Origin of the sequence: Nocardioides sp. (genome assembly GCF_004803405.1) — a bacterium.
Lineage (GTDB): Bacteria > Actinomycetota > Actinomycetes > Propionibacteriales > Nocardioidaceae > Nocardioides > Nocardioides vastitatis.
This window is the reverse complement of record NZ_SSXI01000081.1, coordinates 1-3,906: the sequence shown is the minus strand read 5'-3', so window position 1 is coordinate 3,906 and position 3,906 is coordinate 1. Positions and strand designations below refer to the sequence as shown.

General features: G+C 71.4%; 3 protein-coding genes and 1 pseudogene. All 4 read left to right on the top strand.

Annotation, left to right across the window (positions count from 1 at the left end):
* A partial coding sequence (locus E7Z54_RS05695; RefSeq protein ID WP_240769533.1) for an AAA family ATPase occupies positions 1-1,294 on the top strand: 1,294 nt, incomplete at its 5' end.
* The gene (locus tag E7Z54_RS05690) at positions 1,291-2,580 is read left to right on the top strand and encodes a hypothetical protein (RefSeq protein ID WP_136432039.1); all 1,290 of its coding nucleotides are present in this window, start codon (positions 1,291-1,293) and stop codon (positions 2,578-2,580) included. The genes E7Z54_RS05695 and E7Z54_RS05690, both read left to right, overlap by 4 nt.
* Positions 2,577-3,524 (top strand): glutamate ABC transporter substrate-binding protein, encoded by a 948-nt coding sequence (locus tag E7Z54_RS05685; protein WP_136432038.1) that lies wholly within the window; start codon positions 2,577-2,579, stop codon positions 3,522-3,524. The genes E7Z54_RS05690 and E7Z54_RS05685 overlap by 4 nt, the downstream gene beginning before the upstream one ends.
* Positions 3,521-3,906: pseudogene (locus E7Z54_RS05680) on the top strand (hypothetical protein); the annotation flags it as partial. The gene E7Z54_RS05685 and the pseudogene E7Z54_RS05680, both read left to right, overlap by 4 nt.

Here is a 3,906-nt window from a genome sequence, read left to right as displayed (position 1 = left end):
GGCCACCCTGCTCGGCGAACCGGGCCCCGAGGCCGTCGGCACCGCCACCATGGCGACCGCCGCCCAGCTGGCCGAAGCGCCGCGTACCCTCTCCGGCCCCCCGTCCGGCACGATGCCCGGCGCCTTCGACCTTCCGGCGCGGCAGCCGGTGCCAGGCCTCGGCGACGAGGTGCTCGACCAGGTGCGGCGCGCCGGTGAGCAGGTGCGGCAGCAGCTGGAGGCGATGCGCCTCGGCTCGTCCTCGCCACTCGGCCGTGAGGACCACCCGGCGACGACCCCCAGCCCCAGCACGACCGAGGCGTCCGGCTCCGGAGTCCAGACCCAGTCCGCCGAGCCGGAGACGCCGGCGCCCGAGGCGCCGAAGGAGGAGGAGCCGACCAAAACGGTCGAGGAGCTGCTCGCCGAGCTCGACGCGCTGATCGGCCTGAAGAACGTCAAGGCGGAGATCCACCGGCAGGCCGCCGTACTGCGCGTGGAGGGCCTGCGGAAGAAGGCGGGCCTGGAGACTCCGACCATCACCCGGCACCTGGTGTTCAACGGCAACCCCGGCACGGGCAAGACCACCGTGGCCCGGCTGGTCGCGGGGATCTACCGTGCGCTCGGTCTGCTCTCCAAGGGCCAGCTGGTCGAGGTCGACCGGTCCGAGCTGGTCGCCGGCTACCTCGGCCAGACCGCGCAGAAGACCGCCGAGGTGGTCAGGTCGGCCGAGGGCGGGGTGCTCTTCATCGACGAGGCGTACGCGCTCTCAGGTGACCAGTACGGCAAGGAGGCCATCGACACGCTGGTGAAGGAGATGGAGGACAAGCGCGACGACCTCGTCGTTATCGTCGCCGGCTACCCCCTGCCGATGGCGATCTTCATCTCCGAGAACCCCGGCCTCGAGAGCCGGTTCCGCACGACCATCGACTTCGCCGACTACACCGACGAGGAGCTGGCCTCGATCTTCTCGCTGATGGCGGAGGGTGCCGACTACGACGCCGGCGAGCCGGTGCTGACGCGGCTGCGCGAGATCCTCGCCGAGCAGCAGCGAGGCCCGTCCTTCGGCAACGCGCGCTTCGTCCGCAACCTGCTCGAGGCCGCCATCGGCCACCACGCCTGGCGGCTGCGTGACGTCGCCGAGCCGAACCTCGAGCAGCTCCGCACGCTGGACGCCGACGACCTGGTCGTGGACCCCAACGACCCGGCCGGCCCTGGTGCGGCCGAGCCGGTTCCCGAGTTGGTCGACATCGAGCCGGTCGACCTCGAGCCGGTCGACATCGAGCCCGACGACACCACAGCACAGGAGGAGTCGTGAGCAACCCCATCGTGCAGCAGCGCGCGCTGGCGCCGGTGACACCACAGCCACCCGCCGCGACCGCGCCGGCCGGTCAGGTCCCAGCCACCCAGGGGGAGCCCGGATTCGTCGACACCCCCGCGCTCCTGAACCGCTGGCAGCTGATCGGCATGACCACGGCCGTCGTGTTCGGCCTGCTCAGCGCGCTCGTGCAGTTCACCGGCTGGCAGGCCGACGGGCGGGCGGCGGCCGACACCGACCAGCTGGTCCGCATCCAGAAGATCCAGACCTCGTTGCTCCGCGCCGACGCGCTCGCCACCAACGCCTTCCTGGTCGGCGGTCTGGAGAACTCCGAGCAGCGCGCGAAGTACGACGCGGAGATCGACGACGTACTGAGCATGATCGCGGACGCGGCGGACGCCCAGCCGGCCGACCGCGAGGCCCTCGCCACGCTCAACGAGCAGGTCGGGGACTACGCCTCCAGCATCGCCCAGGCACGCGCCAACAACCGACAGGGCTTCCCGGTCGGCGCCGCCTACCAGAACCTCGGCAGCGAGCAGCTGCGGACCGAGGCGATCCCGATCCTGGACAAGCTGGTGGAAGCCAACACGGATCGCGCCGAGGGCGCGATGGCGGGGCAGCATCCGTTCTGGTTGCTCGTGCTCGGGATCGTCGTGCTCGTGGTGCTGATCCGGGTGAACCGCGAGCTCGCCCAGCACTTCCGCCGCCGGGTCAACAAGGGCATCGCGATCGCTGTGGCCATCGTGCTGCTCGTGACTCTCGTGACAACGCTCGCCGCCCTCGCCAGGGACAACTCCAACGACTCGCTACGGGAGGGCTCGTTCGCTGCCGCCGTGTCCAGCGCCACCGCACGCACGGCCGCGAACGACGCCAAGGCGCAGGAGAGCCTCCGCCTCATCAAGCGGGGCTCGGGCGCCAAGAATGAGGAGGACTGGGGGAAGGCGGCCGCTGTCGTGGAGCAGAACGCGCCCGGCAACGCGCGGACCAGCTGGCGCGTCTACGCCGACCGCCACCAGCAGATCGTCCGGGCTGACGAGGCCAACAACTGGGACGGCGCGGTGAAGATCGCCACCACCGCTGACGACACCGGATCGACGGCCCCCCTGGAGGAGTTCGACGCGATCGCGAAGAGGGCGGTCGACAATGCCAGCGCGAGCGCCATCGACGACCTGCGCAGCGGACGCGTGCTGGCGCTGGTGCTCAGCGCCCTCACCGTGCTCCTCGGCATCGTCGCGGCGGCGGCGGTCGCTCGAGGGATCGGCGAGCGACGGAGGGAGTTCTCATGAGCCGCGATCTCCGCTCCGCGCGCCGGAGCGTGGCGACGGCGGTCCTCGCCGCCGCACTGCTGGTGCTGTCGGCCTGCGGGTACGACGCGACGCCACTGCCGGAGCCCGAAGCATCCTCGGAGCCGAGCCCGGCCGCGCCGGCGTCCTGCACGACCACGGCGGCCGACCTGCGCTCCTATGCCCCGAGCCGGGAGGGCGGCGATGCCGTCGACCGGATCCGCAAGGCCGGCGTGCTCAGGGTCGGGGTATCCGCGGACACGCTCCTCATGGGAGCCCGCAACCCGGAGACCAACAGGATCGAGGGCTTCGACATCGACATCGCTCAGCGGATCGCCAAGGAGCTCGGTGTCTCCCTGCAGGTGCGGGTGATCAACGCAGCGGAGCGGATCGAGCTGCTCGAGAGCGGCGCCATCGACATCGTGGCCCGCAACATGACCATCAACTGCGCCCGGTGGGAGCAGATCGCCTTCTCGGCGGAGTACTACCACGCCGGCCAGAAGGTGCTCCTGCGCAAGGACCTGGCCAAGGGCTACCGGGGCCCGCAGGACCTCGCCGAGGTGAAGGTGTGCGCGCCGACCGGCACCACGAGCATCGACAACATCCGCAAGGCGCAGCCGGCAGCGGTCGCGGTGACCGCTGCCAACCACACCGGGTGCATGGTCAAGTTCCAACAGGGCGAGGTGGACGCGATCACCGGCGACGACACCGTCCTGGCCGGTCTGGCAGCTCAGGACGAGCTGTACGCCAGGGTGCCGCAGCAGGAGGCGTTCACCCCGGAGCCGTACGGCATCGGGGCCAAGGCGGAGAACGTCGACCTCGTGCGCTTCGTCAACGACGTGCTCGAGGAGATGCGTCGTGACGGGTCGTGGCAGGTCTCCTACGACAAGTGGTTGCGCCCCTACCTCGGCGCGGCCACACCGCCGGCACCGGCCTACGGCCGGTGATCACCGAGCACACGGCCGCCCTCATGACGACCGCACCCACCCCACCCGGCCGGCTCGGCGAGGCGCTCGAGCCGGCCGACATCCAGCGCTACCTCGGTGAGCTGGACACCTGGCTGCGGGTGCGGCGCTCCGAGCTCGAGGAGCTCGACGCGGCGGCACTCGGCGCTGGTCGCGGGGGCGAGCTGACGGGCGACATGTCGCTGGCGCTGGCGCTGTGGAAGGCGATCTCGGACCGCTACCAGCTGGTCGTCGCGACCTGGGACGGCGGTCGGGTGCTCCAGCAGGAGCGGGAGCGGATCTCCGCGCTGGTCTGGGGGCGCCTCGACGGCGCCACCGACCTGCCCGGCGGCCTCGCGGTGTCGCTGCCCGAGGCCGGCCGGCT